Annotated in this window: 11 protein-coding genes; 2 read left to right on the top strand and 9 right to left on the bottom strand. The window is 62.5% G+C overall.

The window, feature by feature from the left end; translation table 11 throughout:
- Positions 1–19 precede the first annotated feature (19 nt).
- From BLU76_RS06535 to nosR, 5 genes are read right to left on the bottom strand one after another with little or no spacing between them, the layout of a single operon-like run.
- A complete protein-coding gene (locus tag BLU76_RS06535) occupies positions 20–850 on the bottom strand; it encodes an ABC transporter permease (protein WP_003201419.1) in 831 nt (276 codons plus the stop codon).
- The gene (locus BLU76_RS06530; RefSeq protein ID WP_063321461.1) at positions 847–1,764 is read right to left on the bottom strand and encodes an ABC transporter ATP-binding protein; all 918 of its coding nucleotides are present in this window, start codon (positions 1,762–1,764) and stop codon (positions 847–849) included. Before BLU76_RS06530 ends, BLU76_RS06535 begins: the two co-directional genes overlap by 4 nt.
- The gene (locus BLU76_RS06525; RefSeq protein WP_092141447.1) at positions 1,761–3,074 is read right to left on the bottom strand and encodes a nitrous oxide reductase family maturation protein NosD; all 1,314 of its coding nucleotides are present in this window, start codon (positions 3,072–3,074) and stop codon (positions 1,761–1,763) included. Before BLU76_RS06525 ends, BLU76_RS06530 begins: the two co-directional genes overlap by 4 nt.
- Positions 3,075–3,099: 25 nt before the next feature.
- Positions 3,100–5,019 (bottom strand): TAT-dependent nitrous-oxide reductase, encoded by a 1,920-nt coding sequence (gene nosZ, locus BLU76_RS06520; protein ID WP_092222080.1) that lies wholly within the window; start codon positions 5,017–5,019, stop codon positions 3,100–3,102.
- 52 nt (positions 5,020–5,071) lie between these two features.
- A complete protein-coding gene (gene nosR, locus BLU76_RS06515; protein ID WP_256572653.1) occupies positions 5,072–7,240 on the bottom strand; it encodes a transcriptional regulator NosR in 2,169 nt (722 codons plus the stop codon).
- 393 nt (positions 7,241–7,633) lie between these two features.
- Here nosR and BLU76_RS06510 point away from each other — a divergent pair, with 393 nt between their 5' ends.
- On the top strand, positions 7,634–10,291 hold the full coding sequence (locus tag BLU76_RS06510; RefSeq protein ID WP_092222076.1) for an excinuclease ABC subunit UvrA: 2,658 nt from the start codon (positions 7,634–7,636) through the stop codon (positions 10,289–10,291).
- Between the two features lie 23 nt (positions 10,292–10,314).
- On the opposite strand, the gene hemN is transcribed toward BLU76_RS06510, so the two are convergent.
- The 3 genes from hemN to BLU76_RS06495 form a co-directional block, all read right to left on the bottom strand.
- Positions 10,315–11,703: an oxygen-independent coproporphyrinogen III oxidase gene (gene hemN, locus BLU76_RS06505; protein WP_092222074.1), complete on the bottom strand. Its 1,389-nt coding sequence runs from the start codon at positions 11,701–11,703 to the stop codon at positions 10,315–10,317.
- On the bottom strand, positions 11,700–13,073 hold the full coding sequence (locus tag BLU76_RS06500; protein ID WP_092222072.1) for an oxygen-independent coproporphyrinogen III oxidase: 1,374 nt from the start codon (positions 13,071–13,073) through the stop codon (positions 11,700–11,702). The genes hemN and BLU76_RS06500 overlap by 4 nt, the downstream gene beginning before the upstream one ends.
- 95 nt (positions 13,074–13,168) lie before the next feature.
- The gene (locus BLU76_RS06495) at positions 13,169–13,612 is read right to left on the bottom strand and encodes a CopD family copper resistance protein (protein ID WP_092222070.1); all 444 of its coding nucleotides are present in this window, start codon (positions 13,610–13,612) and stop codon (positions 13,169–13,171) included.
- 324 nt (positions 13,613–13,936) lie between these two features.
- On the opposite strand from BLU76_RS06495, the gene BLU76_RS06490 reads away from it, so the two are divergent.
- Positions 13,937–19,549, top strand: coding sequence for a putative Ig domain-containing protein (locus BLU76_RS06490; protein WP_092222068.1), 5,613 nt, complete (start codon positions 13,937–13,939; stop codon positions 19,547–19,549).
- A gap of 299 nt (positions 19,550–19,848) precedes the next feature.
- Here BLU76_RS06490 and BLU76_RS06485 read toward each other — a convergent pair whose 3' ends face one another.
- A complete protein-coding gene (locus BLU76_RS06485; RefSeq protein WP_092222066.1) occupies positions 19,849–21,198 on the bottom strand; it encodes a TolC family outer membrane protein in 1,350 nt (449 codons plus the stop codon).
- Position 21,199: the final 1 nt, after the last annotated feature.

Raw genomic sequence — 21,199 nt, 5'->3', positions numbered from 1 at the left:
CCCTTATCAAGATTGAAATTCACGGGCATCGGCGATTGAACAACCGATAGGCCAGCCACAACGGCACCGCCATCCACAGGCCCAGGCACAGCCAGAGCAAAGGCGCCGACACCGGCAGGTCGCTGCCCAAGGTCAACACCGCGGCGCCGCTGGACGCCGCATCGAACCCGGACAGGTTGATCAGCCGATACACGTCGGTAGGGTTGAACAGCAGCAGCCATGGCAACAGTTCCGGGCTGAAGCGCCCTTCGCTCAGCACCAGCAATGCCAGCAACGCCAGGTCGAACACCAGCACGAAGAAAAACCACACCCCCAGCGCCAATCCGGCCGCGGTGGATTTCTCTGCCGACAAGCTGCTCAGCACATAGGCCAACCCGAGGAACACCCAGCCCAGCAGCGTGCTGGACACCATGAAGCGACCGAAGGCCCAGAGCAGCAGGCTCAACTGGACATCGTCCACCAACAGGGCGATAGCCAGCATCGCGCAGCCAAAACCGATGAAGGTGGCCAGGGCCAGGATCAAGCCGTGCCCCACGAACTTGCCCAGCAGCAATTGTCCGCGGCCCAACGGGTAGGTCAGCAACAGCAGCAAGGTGCCGCTCTCGTCCTCGCCGACAATCGCGTCATAGGCCAACAGCAAGGCAATCAGCGGCATCAGGAAGGTCGCCAGGCTGGACAGGCTCGCCACCGTGGCCGGCACCGAGGTGAACCCCAGTTGACCGGACGCCGCCGCGCCGAGCCAGGCGATGCCGATCGCCAGCACCGCGAACAACAGACTGATCGCCAACAACCAGCGATTGCGCAGGCCATCGCTGAATTCCTTGCGAGCCATGTTCCAGACCGGATTCATAGGCGGGTCTCCTCGGCCGCGGCACGGACCATGTAATGACGGTACAAATCCTCCAGCGACGGCGGCTTGATCTCGACATCCGACGGGTCATCCTGGGCCAGTAACTGGCGCAGCAATTTAAGCTTGCTGCCATCCGGCGCGGACACCTGTACCCCTTCGGCGCCCCAGCCTTGGGTGGCGTGCCCTTCACTGCGCCAATGCTGGCGAAGCCAATCGGCCCGCGACAGGCCCGAGGCGCGGATCAGTGTCGGCAACCCGGCGTCCTCCCTCAGGCGGGCCAGGCTGCCCAGGGCCAACAGGCGACCCCGGGTGAGAATCGCGGCGCGGTTGATGTGAGCTTCCACGCCAGGCAGGACATGAGAACAGAGAATGATGCTGGTGCCCTGCCAACGCAGGCGGTCGAGCAACTGATAGAGGTCCTGGGTGGCGATGGGGTCCAGGCCCACGGTCGGTTCATCCAGCAATAGCAGGCGCGGTTGGCCGAGCAGCGCCTGGGCCAGGCCGAGACGCTGGCGCATGCCCTTGGAATACGTCTTCACGCGTCGTGTCGCGGCACCCGCCAGCCCGACCTCTTCCAGCAAACGCTGCACCTGCTCCGGTGCAGCGCCTTTGAGCCGGGCAAAATGGCGCAAGGTTTCCAGCCCGCTCAATTGCGGATAGAACATCACGTTCTCGGGCAGATAACCGAGCATCTGCCGCACGCTCGGGTCACTGGGCGCGCGGCCGAAGACACGCACCTGCCCCTCGCTGGCCCGCAGCAAACCGAGGATCAGCTTCATCGTGGTGGTCTTGCCCGCACCGTTATGCCCGAACAGGCCGAGCACTTCGCCCTGGGCCAGGTTCAAGTCCAGCCCGCGCAGCACGGCGACATCGCCATAGTACTGGCTGACGCCTTCGATCTCGACGACGTTCAAGACGCGTCCTCCTGGGCACTGTTGCGTGGCGGGGGCTGGACAGGCGTTTCCATCAGCGGATGGCTGTCCATCACCCCGGGGGATTTCATCACCGGGAAGGCTCGCTGCACCCAACGCAGCAGTTCGATCCCCGGGCTATTCATCAACAAGCGCACCTGGGGATACAGCCACAGCAGGCGATCGACGTTGTCGTTGGGTTCATAGGCGACATCGCCCAAGCCATCGCCATTGCGATCCCAACCCAGGTAGTCGCTCCAGTAATTGCCGCGGCCATCCACCGACCATTCCTGCAACCGCGTGGCCACGTATTTGACCTGGCGCTGGTTGTGGACGAAGGCATTGCCGGCGATGCGGTTATCCTCCGAGCCCGCCGTCAGGTGGATACCCACGGCGCTGCGCTCGAAATGGTTGCCTTCGATGCGGTTGAACAATGAGTTGTAGATGAACAGGGCCTTGCCCTCGGCGCCGGTGATCATGGTGTCGCCGGTGGACCCGTCGCGCACGTCGGTGACGAAGTTGTCGCGCAGGGTCGAATAGGTGATGTAGTTCATCAGGATCCCGTAGTTCTGATCCTGTTCGGAGCGATTGCCGATGACCGTCAACTGGCGGCTTTGCATCAAGGCATAACCGGTGCGGGTACGCCGGGTGACGTTATCCAGCAGACGGTTATCGTTGGCGAACATGTAATGCACGCCGTAGCGCAGGTCCTCCAGGACATTGCCCTGGAGCAGGTTGCCGCTGGAGGTGTCGATGTAGATGCCATCGCGGGTTTCGCGCACCTGGTTACCGATGACCCGGGCGCCGTGTACGGCATACAAATGGATGCCATTGCCACGGTCCTGGGAGCGCAGGCTGGGGTCGCCCTGGATGCGGTTGTCGATCAGGCTGACGTCCCGCGTGCCATCGACCCAGATACCGAAGCCCTGGCCCTGCATCCGGTTGCCACGCACCACCGCTCCTTGGGCAACCGGTTGGATGAACACGGCCGCGTTCATGGCCGTCAGGTCGTGGCCCCAGTCCAGGAACGTACATCCCTGGACCCGCACGTTCGGGGCGCGAATGATCACGCCATTGCCCTCGCCCAGGCCCTGGAATACCGCATCCGGCGCACACGTGAGGGTCATGGGCTGGTCGATGCTGAACGAGCCCCGGTACTGGCCCGCAGGCAGGCGCCATTGCTGGTCGCCCTCGGCCTGCAAAGGCAAATCGGTGATCGGCTGCGGCGCGCCGAGCACGCCGCCCGACAGCAGGCTGAACACCAGGGCAATGACCAGTCGACGAACGTTTGGATGCTGCATATTCCCGGTCATTGCGCCTGTCTCCCTAGTGAATGACTCAGGCCTTTTCAACCAGCATGCGCCCGACCATCTCCATGTGCAGCGCGTGGCAGAACCAGCTGCAGTAGTACCAGTGCAAGCCGGCCTTGTCGGCGGTGAAGGTGATGGATGAGGTCTGTTGCGGACTGATCTCCATGCTGACGCCATGGTTGGTCATGACAAAGCCGTGGGACACGTCCTCGATCTGGTCGATGTTGGTGATGGTCACCGTCACCTCATTGCCTTGTTTGACGGTGAACTCCGTCAGGCCGTAGGCCGGCGCCATCGACGTCATGTACACCCGCACCTTGTTGCCGTCGCGGATGACCTTGTTGTCGGTTTCCAGGTTGATGCCGTCCTTCTTCGCCCGGGCCACGGTGTCGGCGAAAAACGGATCGTTGCGGTTCCAGATCTTCTGGGTCTTGATCTGATCGCGCCGCGCGAGAATACAGTCATGCGGTTCGGCGAAGGCCGGGCCGTCGTGCACCAGCTTCATTTCTTCACCGGAAATGTCGATCAGTTGATCGTTCTCCGGGTGCAGCGGGCCGGTGGGCAGGAAGCGGTCCTTGGAGAATTTGCACAACACCACCAACCACTTGCCGTCCGCCTCGCTGGTTTCGGTGAGAGACGCATGGTTATGGCCAGGCTGGTATTGGACGTCGAGTTTCTGCTTGATGTAATTGATCTTTTCGCCCTTGTAGGCGCGGATGGCCTCGTCCATGTTCCACTTCACCACCTGGCTGTCGATGAACAAGGTGGTGTAGGCATTGCCGCGCCCGTCGAACGTGGTGTGCAATGGCCCGAGCCCCAGTTCCGGCTCGGCGACGATCACTTCGCGTGGGTCCTTGAAGCGGTCGGCGAACAAATCGTCCAGGCGATCGATGGCGATCATCGAGACCGTAGGCGACAGCTTGCCGTTGGCGATGAAGTATTTACCGTCCGACGAGGTATTGAGCCCGTGGGGGTTCTTCGGCACGGGAATGTAGCGGGTGAATTCGGAGTCCTTGCCATCGATCTTGCGGCCATCGACCACCGGCACCTTGGAGCCGTCCAGGTTGATGAACTTGCCGGCCTTGATCGCCGCCTCGATGCGCGGGATGTTGAACACCACCACCCAGTCGCGCTCGTTGCGCATCATGCCGCCCAGGTCGTAGGCCTTCTCGGAGTTGTAGCAGGTGCTGGCGGCGTATTTGCCGGTGTAGTCAGCATCGGAGTTGTCCAGGTTGCCGTCGACGATCACCTGGAACGCCATTTCCATTTTCTCGGCATCGATGGCGTTGAACATCGTGAAGCTGTTTTTGTCCTGCAGGTCGAAGGTATGGCCGTCGTTGGGGTGCGGGATCACGAACTCAGCGTTGGCGAACACGTACTTGGTGTACGGCACCTTTTGCAGGCGCAGGCCGTGGATGGCTTGCACGTTGGGCACGGTGAGGATCTTGTCGCACTTCATGATGTCCAGGCGAATACGCGCGACCCGCGAGTTGGCCTTGTCGTTGATGAACAGGTATTTGCCGTCGTACTTGCCGTCGGTCATGGAGATGTGCGGGTGGTGGCAATCGCCGTTCTGGTACTTGGCGCTGTCGCCCAGGATGCGCTTGCTTTCGTTGGTCAGGCCCCAACCGGTGGCCGAGTCGACGTTGAACACCGGGATACGCATCAGCTCACGCATCGATGGCACACCTAGCACCCGCACCTCGCCCTGGTGGCCGCCGCTCCAGAAACCATAGTATTCGTCCAGCTCCCCAGGCCCGACGTGAATCTTGGACTTGGCCTCCTTGGCCGCCGCAGCCCAGGACTCACGGGTGAACGTCCCGGCCCCCAGCGCCGTCGCGCCGGCCAGTACGGCACCGGTTACCGCGCCAGTGCCGAGAAAACTGCGCCGGCTGACACCCCTGGGTTCTTCCACCACGCCCGGGGTTTGGTTTTTTTTATCGCTCATGCTGTGTGCTCCATGAAGAATGAAACGGTCAAGGGACAGGCCATTGGGGGCCTCAAGGCGCCGGGTTCACCTGCACCACGGGAATCAGTTGCGGATCGCTCACGGCCGCCTTGCCGCGCTTCTTGCGCTTGTTGATCAGCGGCGGACATTTGTTTTCGTTGTGCCAGGTCATCTGGCAGTCGAGGCAGTAATGGCATTCGTTGGCATTGATCCGGCCATCGGGATGAATCGCCTGGATCTCGCATTCCTTGGCGCACAGCTGACAGGGGTTGCCACATTCCTTGCGGCGCTTGAGCCAGTCGAACAGCCGCAGCCGGGTCGGCATCGCCAGGGCCGCGCCCAGCGGGCAGACGTAGCGGCAATAGACCTTGCGAGTAAACAGGTTGATCACCAGCAGGCCCACGGCGTACGCCACGAACCACCACTGGCGGTCGAATCTGAGGGTGATGGCGGTCTTGAAGGGCTCCACTTCGGCCAGCCGCTCGGCGGTGGCCATCGACTCCAGCGAAACGCCGAACAGCACCAGCAAAATGATGTACTTGATCGCCCAGAGCCGCTCATGCACGGCGAACGGCAACTCGTATTGGGGCACCTTGAGCTTGCGCGCCAGTTCGTTGATCAACTCCTGTAACGCGCCGAACGGACACAGCCAGCCGCAGAACACCCCACGTCCCCACAGCAGAATGCTGCCGGCGGTGAACACCCAGAGAATGAAGATCAGCGGATCGGTGAGAAACAGTTCCCAGCGAAAGCCTTCGAACAAGGCGTGGACGAAGGTCAGCACGTTGACCACCGACAACTGCGCCAAGGCGTAGCCGCCCAGAAACACCACGGTGAAGACCAGGTAGCCGCGGCGCAGCCAGTGCAACAGCGTCGGCCGCCGGGCCAGTGAATCCTGGAAAAACAGGATCGCCGTCAGCACCAGCAGGGCTACGCCAAGCACGATGATTTCGACACTTTTCTGATACCAGAGCGTCAGCCACATCGGCCGGCTCGCTTCTTCGGCGGCCGCCAGTTGCTCGGCGGTCGGCAATGGCCGCTCCAGGTAGGGCTCCGGCAATTGATAGGCCAGCTCGAAGCTGCTGAAAATACCGCTGACCGGCCCGGTCTGGCGGCGGATCAGCAGCTCCAGGCTCCAAGGCGAACCGGGGTCGAAACGGTGGGACGCGCGAACGATGAACACCGCCATTTCGTCGAACTCAGGCATGTCCTCGGCGGCCACGTCATCCAGGCGCTGGAAGTCCATGTCACGGAAACTGATGACGTCGCCGAACTGACGCACCAGCACCCGGTCGAAAATGCCGCCGCGCACATAACCCGAGCCCTTGAAGGAATAGCGCCCGCTGCCCATCACGGCAATGGCTTGTTCGCCGGGTTTGAGCTCGCTCATCAGCGTGCGATATTGCCCATCGCCCAACAGATTGCGGCCAATGGTGGGCGGGTTGAGGTGGGTGACGTACAGGTCGATGAACGTGTCGTCGGCCTGGGCGGCGCTGGCAACTTCGACCTGTTCGGCGTCGGTGCCTTTGAAGGTGGCGTCTACTTGAGCGCGAGTCAGGTGCAGGCGCCGTACAGCGCCGTTGCCGGTCAGGGTCTTCCAGTCGGCGGGCTCGTAGATGTCCTCGCGCACACGAGCCGGCGCCACGGCCAATCCCGCATCGCCCTTGACCAGGCCCAGGGACACCGCGACATCGTGGGCGGCACGCATGATGACTTCGTTGACCACCATCGCCGTCACGGTAGCCCCGGCGATGGCATCCACGGTCACGGCATTCGGGTCGCTGGAATGCCCCACCACCACCCGCTGGTTGACCTTGATGCCGCTGTAGCGCGCGCTGAACGCGTGGAGTTTTTCTTCGGCGATGCCGATCAGCAGAATCGGCTCATGGTGTTCGAGCACATAGGCATCGAGGATCACCCCTGCAGGATCGAGAATGACCTGGACGTTGATCGGCTTGCCGGAATAGGCGGGAATGTCCACCACGTCCAGGCTCTGGAACACATAGCCCAGGACCTTGCCGGCAGCGGACAGCGTGCGCACCTTGAACCGCCCTTCGGGCTCGGAGATCGCGTCGGTCTGGCCCAGGACATGGTGGATGCGCTGTTGCGGGGTGTCGCCGTAGTCCTTGGCCTGGGCCAGGCCCGTGAACAACAGCAGGAAAACGAACAGTCCACGGAGCCAGAAGCGGGATAGGTGCAGCATCACAAAGGGAGGGGTCATGGACGCCAGGGCTTAAAGACAGGATCTTGGCGATCATGGTAGGGGCCGGCCCCATCTTCGGCCCTTGATTGAAATCAACTTGGGAAAAAACTTAAGCCTCGCCACAAAGGTCTTCCATGACAAGGTCGTGGATGTGGGCCATACCGCTTTGTGGCGAGGGAGCTTGCTCCCGCTGGGCTGCGCAGCAGCCCTAAAGCCTGTCATTGCTGTGAGTCATCAACTTCATTAGGGGCGCTTCGCACCCCAGCGGGAGCAAGCTCCCTCGCCACAGGACCGTGCCCACTTTTGTGCCATGTTCACCGTTGGTATCCTGGTCCAGTCCACTCTGCCATCGCCATAATGCAGCGCCATAACGCCCTGAAACGTTGCACCAACGTCCACAAGGAATGCCCGATGCCCCCGCGCCACGCCCCCGCTTCAACCGCTGACTTGCCGCAAGGCACCGGTTTCGTCCGGGTGCGTGGCGCCCGCGAACACAACCTCAAGAACGTCGACGTGGATATCCCCCGCGATGCCCTGGTGGTGTTCACCGGTGTGTCGGGGTCCGGCAAGTCATCGCTGGCCTTCTCCACGCTCTACGCCGAAGCACAGCGTCGTTATTTCGAGTCCGTCGCACCCTACGCACGGCGCCTGATCGACCAGGTCGGCGTGCCGGACGTGGACAGCATCGAGGGCCTGCCGCCGGCAGTCGCCTTGCAGCAACAGCGCGGCACCCCCAGCGCACGCTCATCGGTGGGCAGCGTCACCACTCTGTCGAGCCTGATTCGCATGCTTTACTCCCGCGCCGGCAGCTACCCGGCCGACCAACCGATGCTCTATGCCGAAGACTTCTCGCCCAACACGCCACAAGGTGCCTGCCAGGAATGCCATGGCCTGGGCCGGGTCTATGAGGTGACCGAAGCCTCCATGGTGCCGAACCCGTCGCTGACCATCCGCGAGCGCGCCGTGGCCGCCTGGCCCATGGCTTGGCAGGGGCAGAACCTGCGGGACATCCTGGTGACCCTGGGCTATGACGTCGACATCCCCTGGCGCGACCTGCCGAAGCAGCAGCGGGACTGGATTCTCTTCACCGAACAAACCCCTACCGTTCCCGTATACGCCGGGCTCACCCCGGCCCAGACCCGCGCTGCTCTCAAACGCAAGCTCGAACCGAGCTACCAGGGCACGTTCAGTGGCGCCCGACGCTACTTGCTGCACACCTTCATGCACTCCCAAAGCGCGCAGATGCGCAAACGCGTGGCGCAATACATGCGCGCCAGCCCCTGCCCCGTGTGCGAAGGCAAGCGGCTCAAACGCCAGGCGTTGACGGTGACCTTTGCCGGCCTGGACATCGCCGAGCTGTCGCACCTGCCGCTGCTTGAGTTGGCCGAAGTGCTCAAGCGCGTCCTGGCACCCGACTACCTGGAACAGGCCGAAGAAACGGGCGACGTCCTCAGCCACCAGCAAACCCGAAAAGCCCGCGAGCAACGCGCCGCCAGGGGCGACAACCCGCACGCGGGTGGGCCCGACGCGCGCCACACACCCAATCTCTCCCTGGAGAAACGCCTGGCCGCCCAACGCATCGCCGCCGAGCTGCTGGAACGGATCGTCACCCTGATCGACCTGGGCCTGGGCTACCTCGCCCTGGAACGCAGCACGCCGACGCTTTCGTCCGGCGAACTGCAACGCCTGCGCCTGGCGACCCAGCTCAATTCCCAGTTGTTCGGGGTGATCTACGTGCTGGACGAACCCTCCGCCGGCCTGCATCCGGCCGACAGCGAGGCGCTGTTTGGCGCCCTGCAACGCCTCAAGGCAGCGGGCAACTCGGTGTTTGTGGTCGAACATGACCTCGATACCATGCGCCGGGCCGACTGGCTCATCGACGTCGGCCCGGACGCCGGCGAACAAGGCGGGAAAGTCCTCTACAGCGGTCCGCCGTCAGGCCTCGGCCAAGTGCCGGAATCACGCACCCGCGCCTACCTCTTTGGCGAGGAACACGTTATGGCACGCAGCCCTCGGACACCCAGGGATTGGCTGCGCCTGGAAGGCATCACCCGCAACAACCTCGACAACTTGAGCGCGGCCTTTCCCTTGGGTTGCTTCACCGCCGTGACCGGCATCTCCGGCTCAGGCAAATCCAGCCTCGTCAGCCAGGCCCTGTTGGATCTGGTCGGCGCCCACCTGGGCCAGGCCAGCCCCAACGCCGAACCCGATGAACAAAGCCTGGAAGACGAACCCGTGCAAACCAGCGGCGGACGCGTTAGCGCTGGGCTTGAGGCGGTCAGGCGGCTGGTGCAGGTGGACCAGAAACCCATCGGCCGCACCCCGCGCTCCAACCTCGCCACCTACACCGGGCTGTTCGATCACGTGCGCAAACTGTTTGCCGCGACAGCGCAGGCGCAAGCACTGGGATTCGATGCCGGACGGTTTTCCTTCAACGTCGCCAAGGGCCGTTGCGAGACCTGTGAGGGCGAGGGTTTCGTCAGTGTGGAATTGCTGTTCATGCCCAGCGTGTACGCGCCCTGCCCCACTTGCCACGGGGCGCGCTACAACCCGCAGACCCTGGAAGTGAACTGGCAGGGCTTGAACATTTCCCAAGTGCTGCAACTGACCGTGAACCAGGCACTCGAGGTGTTTGCCGAGCAAGCGGCGGCCAGGCGCTCATTGCAGGTGCTGCAGGATATCGGGTTGGGCTACCTGCGCCTGGGCCAACCGGCCACGGAACTGTCCGGCGGCGAAGCCCAGCGGATCAAGCTGGCGACAGAACTGCAGCGCAAGGCCCGGGGGGCGACGTTGTATGTGTTGGATGAGCCCACCAACGGGCTGCACCCCCAAGACGTCGACCGCTTGCTGGTACAGTTGAATCGCCTGGTGGAGGACGGTCACACGGTGGTTGTGGTGGAACATGACATGCGCGTCGTGGCACAGAGTGACTGGGTCATCGACATCGGCCCGGGCGCAGGTTCCCAAGGTGGGAACGTCGTGGCCTGCGGGGCTCCGGAGGAAGTCGCAGCCTGCCGGGAAAGCCGGACGGCGGCGTTTCTGAAAAGGGCTTTGCAGCCCGGAAGATAACTCCCTCGCCACAAGAGCGGTTTTCAGACCGTACGCGAATACTGAACCGTCTGGTCCGCCCCCAGGTACGCGTCGAAAGCCATGGCCACGTTGCGCATCATCAATTGCCCCTGGGGCAACAACACCAGCTTGTCGTCGCGAAGGTCCAGCAGTCCGTCGCGCACTAGCTCCTGGAGTCGGTCCAAGGCATCGGCGAAGTACTCGGTAAATCGAATGCCGTGGGCGCGCTCGATCAGGCCGAAGTCGATGCGTGCGTGACACATCAGTTCGCTGATGACCTCGCGCCGCAGGCGATCGTCGTTGCTCAGCCGATAACCACGCTGCACCGCCAACAAGCCTTGATCCAACCGGGCGTAATACTGGGAAAGCTCCTTGACGTTCTGGTTGTAGCTGTCGCCCACCTTGCCGATCGAGGACACCCCCAGGCCAATCAGGTCGCAGTCGGCGTGGGTGGAGTAACCCTGGAAATTGCGCTGCAGGCTGCCCTGGGCGCGGGCGCGTACCAGTTCGTCATCCGGCAAGGCAAAGTGGTCCATGCCGATATAGACGTAGCCGGCTTCAGTCAGGCGATTGATGGTCAGCTCGAGCAACTCCAGCTTGCGCTCTGGCGGCGGCATGTCTTCTGGCCGGATCATCCGTTGCGCCCGCACACGTTGCGGCAGGTGGGCGTAGCTGTAGGCCGCGATCCGGTCCGGACGCAGGGCGATGATCTTGCTCAAGGTGACATCGAAACTGGCGATGGTCTGCAAAGGCAGGCCATAGATCAGATCGACGCTGACCGACTTGAAGCGCGCCAGGCGCGCGGCCTCCACCAGCTCGACGACCTGGGCTTCGCTTTGCACTCGATTGACGGCGATCTGCACCTGGGCATCGAAATCCTGGACGCCAAAGCTCAGGCGGTTGAACCCCAGCTGGCGCAAGCCTTGGATCTGTTGCGCATCGATGGTCCGCGGATCGACCTCGATGGAAAACTCATGGGCGTCGCTGTCGTCCATGTCGAACGACTGGTGCAGGCAGTCCATCAGGTCGGCCAGTTGCTCATGGGTCAGGTAAGTCGGCGTGCCCCCGCCCAGATGCAGTTGGGTCAGTTTGCGCGAGCGATCGAACAAGCTCGCCTGCAGGGCAATTTCGCGCTTGAGGTAGGTCAGGTATTCGACGGCACGATGGCTTTTGCGCGTGATGATCTTGTTGCACGCGCAGTAATAGCAGAGGCTCTGGCAGAACGGGATATGGATGTACACCGATAACGACTTGGGCTGCGGCGCCTGGTTGCTGCGCTGGGCAGCCTGCTGGTATTCGTCCATGGCAAAGGCCTGGTGGAACTGCGGCGCCGTCGGATAAGAGGTGTAGCGCGGCCCCGGGCGGTCGTATTTCTCCACCAAGGCACGATTGAAACCGGATACAGCATTCATGATGGGTTCAACTTTTCAAAAGGGTGTGGGCCTGCGTCATCCATTCCTGGGTCGAACAGATTGCAGATCGCATCGACGTTCAAGCGCCCGGCGGGCAGGATGCCGATAAACCGGCTCGACAGTTCGATCAATCCCTGGTCATGCAACACTTCCAGCGACGGCCAGACAGACGCGAAATGCTCGCGAAACACCAGGCCGAAGCGTGCCTCGATGGCCAGGATATCCAGCTCCAGATCACAGGACAGCTGCTCGGTCACGCTCGCCTTGACCTGATCCTGCGCTTCACAGCGCCAGCCGCGACACACCGGCAACTGCCCGGCATCCAGCTGTTGGCAATATTGATGCAGGTCGTCGGTGTTCTGTACGTACAGGTGCTCGATCTGAGTAATGGCGGACAGACCGAAGCCCACATGATCACAGCAACCGTGACGGGTAAAACCCTGGCAATTGCGATGCAGGCGTCCGTGTTCCTGGGCCACCGCCAGGTCATCGTCGGCCCTGACGAACTGGCCCAGGCCGATGTAGTGATAACCGGCGCCAATCAGTTGCTCGCAGCAGATCCGCCGCATGGCGTCCTTGTCGGCCGGGCTGCAAAAGGCACCGGCCACCCCGGCGTTCTTCGAGCGGTAACGATAAGGCGCGCGGGCATAGTCGAAAATGTGCAACCGGTCCGGTTCCAGTTCGATCAACGTCGCCAGTTTCAGGGCGAAACTGCTGGGCGTCTGCCAAGCGTGACCGTAGCCCAGGTCAATGTTGATGGAGCGAAAACCAAACGTGCGCGCCGCATCGATCAACGAATGGATCGGAGCCGGATTCTGGTAGCAATCGACCGACAGGTCGCTGTCGACGCCAATGTCGGGGACGCCGATGCTGACATGGGTGAAACCCTGGTCACGGATCAGGCCCATGGTCGACCAATCCGTGTGGTGCAGGTCCACCTCGATACTGTGGTCGCCACCGTCGTATTCACTGAAGTCGAAGCGCTTGCGCAGGTCACTCATCAACTTCTGCAGATGAGCGATCACCGGTGTGCCACCGGTCAGGCAAAACTGCTCGACGCGCCGCCCTGCGCCCAAGTGGCAACCGACCAACCCCATCTCATACGTCAGACGTTGCAGATAACCCTCGATCTCGCCGCACCGGCAGTCACTGGCCAGGGGCGAACACGACGCCAGCCGCAAGCGCGAAGGCAGGTGCACCGCCAGGGACAAGGGCCGTCGTTTCTGACGGCTGCTGCGCAACCCTCGAAGCAGGTCGAGCGAACCGATGCCTGTGTGGAATCTACGTGTACCGACCGGACAATCGAAATCAGCCACCACAGACGCGAGGCCCGAAGGTCGCTCACCGAGGGTATGGAACGGGTCGAACATGACAATCTCCGAGTGGCAGTGCGGGAGCAGTTTGCGGGGTAACCCGCCGGGGCACCTTGACCTGTATCAAGCGCCTTGGAACCACGCGCCAGCGCTTACCAGGTGACGTAGAACATGGCCTTGGCCAGCAGCACGATCGCGACCATGTGCAAGAAGACGCTGGCATGGATGACGTGCACGTAGCGGGCGTTCATGCGCCCACTCCTGAACAGCCACATGGCCCAGAGGAAATGGCCCAGCACACTGCCCGCCAACAGGATCTTGAGCCCCAGCAGCAAACCGAAGGATGACTGCAACGGCGACGAGAGCACCGGCCAATAGCGCAGCGAGACCATGCCAATGCCCGCGCCGAACAGCACCAGCAGCACCCACGGCATCAACTGCCGGGCGCGTTGGCTGATGCCTTGCTCCAGCAGCACCATGACCTTGATGGGCAGTTGTTTGCGGATGCTCTCCAGGAACAGGACTTCGAAGAAAACCGTGCCGATGAAAACCAGCGCGGCAAACAGGTGCAAGGTCAGAAACAGCGGATAAATCATGGGGTTCCTCGGTCGCCCTCTTCATCGGGGCGATGGTTTATTCGAGGTTATCCCGCAGCCCTGGAAACGGGCTTGATGCCAATCAAGGAAACCGCATGTCCGCCACACCGACGGCCCCACAGTAGGCGGCGTCGGGCTTCAGAAAGCGTCAACGAAACGTTACTCCTGCCCTTCACGACACAACCGCTGATCAGTTAGTCCGGCTTTTTGACACTTTCCCCGATATGCGGTCACAACTTTTGCGCTCCGCTGGGTCATAACACGAAGGTCGTCGATGGAATGTTGACGTCTACCTAGGTTTAAGCCTGATACGGAGATAAGCTCATGATTTTCAACGTACAAAATTTTGGCGCCAAAGGAGATGGCATCACCGACGACACGGCAGCCATCCAAAGTGCGATTGATGCGGCGGCAGCGGCCGGCGGTGGGCAGGTGTACATGCCGACCGGTACCTACATCGTTTCGGGGGGTGAGGAACCTTCCGATGGCTGCCTGATGCTCAAGAGCAACGTCTACCTGTACGGCGACGGCATGGGCGAGACCACGGTCAAGCTGGTCGACGGCTCCGACACCAAGATCACCGGTATCATCCGCTCGGCCTACGGCGAGGAAACCCACGACTTCGGCGTCAGCAACCTCACCATCGACGGCAACCGCGACAGCACCACCGGCAAGGTCGACGGCTGGTTCAACGGCTACATTCCAGGCGAAGAAGGCTACGACTCCAACGTCACCCTCGACAGCGTCGAGATCAAGGATTGCTCCGGGTACGGTTTCGACCCCCACGAGCAAACCGTCAACATGGTCATCAAGAACAGCGTGTCCCACGGCAACGGCCTGGACGGCTTCGTCGCCGACTTCCTCAGCGACAGCACCTTCGAAAACAACGTCGCCTACGACAACGACCGCCACGGTTTCAACGTCGTCACCAGCACCCACGATTTCACCATGACCAATAACGTCGCCTACGACAACGGCGGCAATGGCATCGTGATCCAGCGCGGCAGCGAGGACATCCCCTCGCCCAACAACATCACCATCACCGGCGGCGAGGTGTATGGCAATGGCGCCGAAGGGGTGCTGATCAAGCTCTCCAGCGAAGTGACCGTCACCGGCGTCGACATCCACGATAACAGCAGCGCCGGGATTCGCATCTACGGCAGCAACCACGTCGAAATCATCGACAACACCCTCAACAACAATTCCCTGGGCGGCGCCGTACCGGAAATCATCATCCAGTCCTACGACGACACCCTGGGCGTGTCCGGCAAGTACTTCAACGGCAGTGATAACCTCATCCAGGGCAACATCATCAGCGGCAGCGACCTGTCGACCTACGGTGTTGCAGAGCGCAATGAAGACGGCACCGACCGCAACGCCATCATCGCCAACACCATCAGCCACACCAGCAAGGGCGCCACGCTGGTCTATGGCGACGGCAGCTACGTCAGCGCCACGGTGCCGATGACCACCGTGCAAGGTACCGCGGGCAACGACACACTGCTCGGCAGCGCCGCCAGCGAGATTTTCTATGGCGGCGCGGGCAACGATACGATCAATGGCGCGGCCGGTGGCGACATCCTGGTCGGTGGCGCCGGCATCGACAAACTCACCGGCGGCACCGGCGCCGATACGTTCCGGTTCGTCGCCCAGTCGGACAGTTACCGCAACGCCACCTCCAGTTTCGATGACACCATCACCGACTTCGACGTCACCCAGGACAAGATCGACCTTGCCGGCCTCGGTTTCACCGGCCTGGGCAATGGCCGTGGCGGCACCCTGCAGGTCAGCTACAGCGCCAGCAGCGACCGCACCTACATCAAGGACTACGACGCCGATGCCAGCGGCAATCGCTTCGAGTTGATTCTCTCGGGCAACCTGAGCAGCACCCTGACGGCCAGTAACTTCATCTTCAACCGGGTGATCACCGGCACCAGCGGCAGCGACTCGCTGTTGGGTAGCGATGCGGCCGATACCCTGCTCGGCCTGGCAGGCAATGACAGCCTCAGCGGTGGTGCGGGCGACGACAAGCTCGACGGCGGTGCTGGCATGGACACCCTCACCGGTGGCGCCGGGGCGGACACCTTCGTGTTCTCCAACCGCCTGGACAGCTACCGCAACTACAACACCGGTGGCGCCAACCTCGGCGACCTGATTACCGACTTCAACGTCAGCGCCGACAAGATCGACCTCTCGGCCATGGGTTTCACTGGCCTGGGGGACGGCAAGAACAACACCGTGTACCTGGTGCTCAACAGTGCCGGCACCAAGACCTACATCAAGTCCCTGGAGGCCGACGCCAATGGCAACCGCTTCGAAGTGGCGTTGGATGGCAATTACCTCAACACCTTGACCAGCGCCAACTTCGTCTTCGCCACCACCTCGCCGACCAACCAGGCGCCGGTACTGGCGACGCCGCTGTTGGACCAGAACGCGACCGAAAATACCCCGTTCAGTTACGTGGTGCCGGCCACCAGTTTCACCGATCCGGACAACGACAGCCTGAGCTACACCGCCAAACTCGCCAATGGCAACGCCCTGCCCAGCTGGCTGGTCTTCGATGCCGCCACCCGCACCTTCAGTGGCACGCCACCCGACACCGCGTCGGGCACCTACGCCATCCAGGTCACCGCGAGCGACGGCAGCAACGCCACCGTCAGCGACAGCTTTACCCTCGCCGTGCAGGACGTTCCCACCACCATTGTGATCAATGGCACGCCGAACAACGACACGCTGACCGGCACCGCGGCCAATGAACAACTGTTCGGTGGCGCGGGCAACGACACCCTCAATGGCGGCGCCGGCAACGACATCCTGGTCGGCGGCACCGGGGTCGACAAACTCACCGGTGGCACCGGCGCCGATGTGTTCCGCTACACCTCGAAACTCGATAGCTACCGCACCAGTTCCACCAGCGCCAGTGACCAGATCCTCGACTTCGAGCTGACGGCGGACAAGATCGATGTCTCGGCGCTTGGCTATATCGGCCTGGGCAACGGGCTCAACGGCACCCTACAGGTCACTTACAGCTCGTCGACCAACCGCACCTACCTCAAGGACCTCACGGTCGACGCCAACGGCAACCGGTTCGAGATCTCGATGGCGGGCAACTTCGTCAGCAGCCTGACGGCCAGTCACTTCGTCTTCGCCGACCAGACCAACCCCACCAACGTGGCCCCGGTCGTGGCCACCCCACTCCTGGACCAGAACGCCAGTGAAAGCACGCCTTTCAAATACACGGTGGCGAGCAACAGCTTCACCGACGCCAACCAGGATGTGCTGACCTATACCGCGACCCTCGCCAATGGCACTGCCCTACCCACCTGGCTGAGCTTCAACGCCACCAGCCTGACCTTCAGCGGCACGCCAACCAGCACCGCTGCAGGCAACTACGACATACTGGTCAAGGCCACCGACCCCTCGGGCGCCTCGGTCAGCGACAACTTCAGCCTGGTGGTGGCCGATGCGCCCGCCAACACCATTACCGGCACCAACAACGCCGAAACCCTCAACGGCACGACGGGTGCGGACCTGATCCTCGGCCTCGGCGGCAACGATACGATCAAGGCCGGCACCGGCGCCGACATCGTCGACGGCGGTGCCGGACGCGACTCGTTGTACGGTGGCGATGGCGCCGACACGTTCCGCTACAGCAACCTGTCCGATAGCTACCGCGACTACGACACCGGGGGTGTCACAGCCACCGACACGATTTATGACTTTACCGTTGGCGTCGACAAAATCGACGTTTCAGGGCTGGGCTTTCTCGGCCTCGGCGATGGCAGCAACGGCACGCTGTACATGACCCTGAACACGGCGGGCGACAAAACCTACATCAAGTCCGCCGAAGCCGACGCCGATGGCAATCGCTTCGAGATCGCCCTCAACGGCAACTACCTCAACACCCTCACCGCCAACGACTTCGTCTTCGGCGAGCGCGCCCAGCAGGACATTCTCTACCTGCCCACCCTCGGCCAATCCAATGCGCGCCTGCTGCGCATGACCGAGGACGATGACCAATCCGGCACCTCGATGCTGGTCAATGACTTGAACCGCTACACCACCTACGACGTGCGCAGCCAGTTCACCGATGCCGATGGCAACGGTATCGACATCGCGGTCGGCGGCAGCACGGTCAACGGCCTGTCCACTCTCAGCCCCGAGGAACTCCAACTGTGCTGGTGGCTGACAGACACCAACCAACCCGGGCCGGCACTGTTGCGGGCGGTGACGTTGCTGCGCGACCAGCGCACCGAACTGCAGTCGATCGACAACGTCACCATGGGCATCATCTGGGGCCAGGGCGAGGAAGCCGCCCAGGAAATCGCCCGCGCCACGGACAAGGCCGCGGCAGCAGCGGCCTATAAGGCCGCGACCCTGAAGGTGTTCGACTATTTGCATGCCCAATTTGGCAACTTCAGCGTCTATCTGATGGAAACCGGTCACTACGAAGAGGATGCGGCCCGGGCCCGGGGTTATTCGGAAGAAAAAATCGCGTCCATCGTCGAGGGCGTCGGTTATGTCCGCGCCGCCCAGGAGGCCATGGCCGCCGAGCGCGCCGACGTCAAGCTGGCGGTGGACTACACCGACCTGCCCTTGCGCTACGAAGTCGACCCGCTGGTGTATCCCGATGACGTCTGGCACCTGCACGAGGAGTCAGCGGAAATCGTCGGTCAACGCCTGGCGGACTACATTGCCGATGACCTGGGCTTCCAGGGCAACCCCAACGACAACAACAGCGTGCAGGACATTTTCGACAACGCCCAGAACCAGGGCGGGATGATCTCCGGCACCGACCAGGACGACACCCTGGTGGGCAGTTCGGGCAACGATACGATCGATGGCGACCTGGGCGCCGACACCATGACCGGCGGCGATGGCAACGACATCTACGTGGTCGACAACGCGTTAGACAGTGTGGTGGAAACCAACACCTCGACGGCGCAGATCGATACGGTGCAGGCCTCGGTCAGTTGGACGCTGGGGGCCAATCTCGAGAACCTGGTGCTCACCGGTGTATCGGACATCGACGGCACCGGCAATGAACGGCGCAACTTCATCACCGGCAATGCCGCCAACAACGTGCTCGACGGCGCCGCAGGGAACGACAGCATGAGCGGTGGTGACGGCAACGACAGTTACGTTGTCGACAATGCCGACGACAGCGTGATCGAGACCAACAGCAATACCGTGACTGGCGGGATCGACAGCGTGCACAGCAGCCTCGCGGCCTATACCTTGGGCAACAACGTCGAGAACCTGTATGTCGATAGCACCGGCGCCGCCAATGGCACCGGCAACGCGCTGGACAATACGCTGTTCGCCGGCACCGGCAACAATGTGCTGGATGGACGCGATGGCATTGACACGGCCAGCTTCGAGCGCGCCCTGTCTGGCGTGACCGTCAACCTCTCGACGTCGGCGCAACAGAACACCGTGGGGTCCGGGCTCGACACCTTGAAGTTCATCGAGAACCTGAAAGGAAGCGCCTACGCCGACACACTGTCGGGGAACAGCGCGGCAAACGTCCTCGATGGAGGGGCCGGCAACGATACGCTGGTGGGTGGTTCGGGCGATGACCGGTTGATCGGCGGCGCAGGCACCGACAACCTCACCGGTGGCACTGGTGCGGACACCTACGCATTTGGTGCGCTGTCGGACATGGGCGTCGGGGCCTTGCGCGACGTGATCAGCGGTTTCAAGAGTACGGAGTTCGACAAGTTGGACCTCACCGGCCTGGACGCCAACCCGCTGACCGCCACGGTCGATGCCTTCACGTTCATCGGCAGCAACGCCTTCGACGCCACCAACGCCACCGGCCAGCTGCGCTTCGTCGATGGCATCCTCTTCGGCAGCACCAACGCCGACGCCACCCCCGAGTTCGAATTCGAACTGGTGGGCGTCAAGGAGCTGCACGCCAGCGACTTCACCGCCTGATTGCCCCTGAGCAGGCTTGTCCGCAATAGCTGCGGCACATTCAGCATGGATGCTGACTGACCCACCGCTATCGCGAGCAAGCTCCCCCCAGGACGGCGTGTTGTGCCAGAAAAGTTGAAGTTCATGGGCGGCTTTTGTGGCGAGGGAGCTTGCTCCCGCTCGGCTGCGCAGCAGTCGTGAACCGGTGGACTCGGTCTGCCTGATACCACTCATTGTCTGGGTTTGGGGCCGCTTCGCAGCCCAGCGGGAGCAAGCTCCCTCGCCACAGGGATAAGTTGCGAACTTGAACCCTGGCTTGTCTAGAACAAGCTTTGCACCTGCTCCAGCACCGCGCGGTTCATCTGGCCGGTGTGGGTGTGCAGGCTTACATAGCTTTGCAGCATGTCGAGCTTGGTATTGAGCAGGTCCCGACGTGCCTGGAACAGTCGCTGCTGCGCGTCAAGAATATCCACCGTGGAGCGCACGCCGCCCTGGAAGCCTTTTTCCGTCGAGGTCAGTGCTCGCTGATTGGACTCCACCGCCCGTTGCATCGCCTTACTCTTGGCAAACCCGGCTACGACGCCCAGGTAATCGGCCTCGATATCCTCGGCCAGTTGTTGGCGTTGCACGTCGTAGTCGGACTGGGCGCCGGCCAGTTGCGCTTCGGCCTTGGCCACCGACGCCCGTACCGCCCCGCCGCGATACAACGGAATATCCAACTGCACCCCCACGTAGTAGGTGTCCTGGCGCGGGTCGAGTTCCTGGTATTGACGGGTTTCCCGCCGGGTCAACTGAGTGGTCAGCGACAAGGTTGGATAATGCCCGGCACGCTGGCTGTCGGCCTGGGCCTCGGCCACTTTCACCGCGGCCAGCCGAGCGGCCAGTTCGGGGCTGGCTTCACGGGCAATCGCCGTCCAGTACGGTAAGTCCTGCTCAGGCGGGATCGGACTGCCGGCGGCCAGTTCTTCGCGCATCGGCAGGATGTCATCGATGGGCACGCTGGCACGCCCGGACAAGGCCCGCAACGCCGCCACGCGACGCGCCAGGGCTTCAGCCTCCTGGGCATGCACCAGGTCGAGCCGCGCCTGGGCTTCGTCGATATCGGTGATCGCGCCTTGGCCGCCCTCGTACAGTTTTTTGCTCTGGATGACCAAGCCTTGGATGGCCGCCTTTTGCTGCTGGATCAGCTTGATCTCGTTCTCGGCCCGGGCAACGTCGAAATACCCCTTTGCCACCCGGTCATACAAGGTCTGATCGGCCACGTCGAACACCTGGATACCCAGTTGCCCCCGCGCCTTGCCTTCCTGGTACGCAGCCCAGCGGGCCTTGTCGTAGAGCGGCTGTTGCGCCGCCAGGGTGACGTTGTTGGCCTGGTAATCGTTGCTGTTGACGTAAGTGCTGTCGTCACCGCCGTCGGTCCGCCCGCCGTAGCCGTAGCGCGAGGTCAGCGACACTTGCGGGTAAAGGCCGCCACGCCCGATGTCCTCTTCATGCCGCGAAGCTTCAAAAGCGTGAGCCGCCGATTGCACGGTCGGATCGTTGAGGCGCGAGGCATCGTAGGCGGCGGTGAGGCTCAGGCCTCCCTCGGCAGCCCACAGCGGATCGATCAACGCCCAACCGGTATACAGGCCCAGCAACACACGGCAACGGTAGCGGCGACGGTCGACCATG

Origin of the sequence: Pseudomonas sp. NFACC08-1 (assembly GCF_900106735.1) — a bacterium.
Taxonomy (GTDB): Bacteria; Pseudomonadota; Gammaproteobacteria; order Pseudomonadales; family Pseudomonadaceae; genus Aquipseudomonas; species Aquipseudomonas fluorescens_Q.
This window is presented reverse-complemented; position numbering and strand designations above follow the sequence as displayed.

What these genes read in the sequence shown, in the direction of transcription:
- BLU76_RS06535 (WP_003201419.1), bottom strand. Translation starts at nt 850, where the DNA reads ATGAATCCGGTCTGGAACATGGCTCGCAAGGAATTCAGCGATGGCCTG.
- BLU76_RS06525 (WP_092141447.1), bottom strand. Translation starts at nt 3,074, where the DNA reads ATGACCGGGAATATGCAGCATCCAAACGTTCGTCGACTGGTCATTGCC.
- nosZ (WP_092222080.1), bottom strand. Translation starts at nt 5,019, where the DNA reads ATGAGCGATAAAAAAAACCAAACCCCGGGCGTGGTGGAAGAACCCAGG.
- nosR (WP_256572653.1), bottom strand. Translation starts at nt 7,240, where the DNA reads ATGACCCCTCCCTTTGTGATGCTGCACCTATCCCGCTTCTGGCTCCGT.
- BLU76_RS06510 (WP_092222076.1), top strand. Translation starts at nt 7,634, where the DNA reads ATGCCCCCGCGCCACGCCCCCGCTTCAACCGCTGACTTGCCGCAAGGC.
- hemN (WP_092222074.1), bottom strand. Translation starts at nt 11,703, where the DNA reads ATGAATGCTGTATCCGGTTTCAATCGTGCCTTGGTGGAGAAATACGAC.
- BLU76_RS06500 (WP_092222072.1), bottom strand. Translation starts at nt 13,073, where the DNA reads ATGTTCGACCCGTTCCATACCCTCGGTGAGCGACCTTCGGGCCTCGCG.
- BLU76_RS06495 (WP_092222070.1), bottom strand. Translation starts at nt 13,612, where the DNA reads ATGATTTATCCGCTGTTTCTGACCTTGCACCTGTTTGCCGCGCTGGTT.
- BLU76_RS06490 (WP_092222068.1), top strand. Translation starts at nt 13,937, where the DNA reads ATGATTTTCAACGTACAAAATTTTGGCGCCAAAGGAGATGGCATCACC.
- BLU76_RS06485 (WP_092222066.1), bottom strand. Translation starts at nt 21,198, where the DNA reads ATGGTCGACCGTCGCCGCTACCGTTGCCGTGTGTTGCTGGGCCTGTAT.